Source organism: Stenotrophomonas sp. HMWF003, assembly GCF_003061285.1.
Lineage (GTDB): Bacteria > Pseudomonadota > Gammaproteobacteria > Xanthomonadales > Xanthomonadaceae > Stenotrophomonas > Stenotrophomonas maltophilia_AP.
This window is the reverse complement of the sequence record NZ_QAIW01000404.1, coordinates 1,938-2,946: the sequence shown is the minus strand read 5'-3', so window position 1 is coordinate 2,946 and position 1,009 is coordinate 1,938. Positions and strand designations below refer to the sequence as shown.

The window sequence follows — 1,009 nt, the reverse complement described above, 5'->3', positions numbered from 1 at the left end:
GGCAGAGCCCGGCTCTACGACGCGGTGCGTGGGCCCCGTCAGCCGGGCAGAGCCCGGCGCCACGGGGCGGTTACGCCTTCAATGCAGCAACGCGTCCACTGCCGCCCGGAACTGCGTATGCGCGCCGCTGGAATCCGGTGCCTGGTGCAGCTGCCGCACCGCGCGTGCCAGCCGCGCCGCGCCGACGAAGCCGCAACTGGCCTGCAGGCGGTGCAGCTGGCCCTGCAGGGCACGCACGTCCTGCTGCAGCAGGGCCTGGGCGACCGCGTCGCGTACGCCAGGCAGCTCGGCCAGGAACAGTTCGCGCAGGGCGATGAGATGGTGGCGCTGCCCGTTCAGGGCGGCCAGCGCGGTGATTTCGTCCCAGTCTTCCCGCTCGCTGTCCGCGCTTGCGCCAGCGGCCGGCGGGGCGGTGCCCGGGCTGTTGACCAGCGCACGCCGCACGGCCTTGAGCAGCTGCTCGCCGGTGAGCGGTTTGACCAGGGTGTCGCTGAAGCCGGCATCGCGCAGCCGCGCATGGATGCTGGTATCGCCATCGGCGGTGTGCGCCAGCGCCGGCGTGTCCGGCCGTGAACGGCGCAGCGCATGCAGCAGCTGGGTGCCATTGCCGTCGGGCAGGTTGACGTCGATCAGCCACAGGTCGTGCTGGCCGCTGCGCCCGGTGTCCATGGCCGTGGCCAGCGAATCGGCGGTGTCCACCTGCGCCGGCAGGGTTTCCAGCGCGGCCTTGAAAAAGCCGCGGCTGATGGTGTCGTCCTCGACGAGCAGGAATCGGGGCATTGGATCCCGAGGGGTCATCTGCATTGGGGCTGCCTCCATGTCAGCTATGCCCATATTAAACATGAGAACGCGCTCTGCAAGCGTTTCCAACGGGCCCATCGGCAGCCCGACCCGCGTATCTGCGACAATACGCACCCTTTTTGCCCGCAGCCTGTTGCCACGTGGCCCGATCCCGCTCCCGCCTCGACCGTACCCCCTTCCAGACCGACATCCTCGACCTCAGCCATGA

At 69.6% G+C, this 1,009-nt stretch carries 2 protein-coding genes; one reads left to right on the top strand and one right to left on the bottom strand.

Annotated features, from left to right (window positions below; translation table 11 throughout):
* Window positions 1-78 precede the first annotated feature (78 nt).
* A complete protein-coding gene (locus tag DBR34_RS17375) occupies window positions 79-804 on the bottom strand; it encodes a response regulator (protein ID WP_128097714.1) in 726 nt (241 codons plus the stop codon).
* A 137-nt stretch (window positions 805-941) separates the two neighbouring features.
* On the opposite strand from DBR34_RS17375, the gene DBR34_RS23755 reads away from it, so the two are divergent.
* Window positions 942-1,009: hypothetical protein (locus DBR34_RS23755; protein WP_258224072.1), on the top strand; the 68-nt coding region annotated here is incomplete at its 3' end.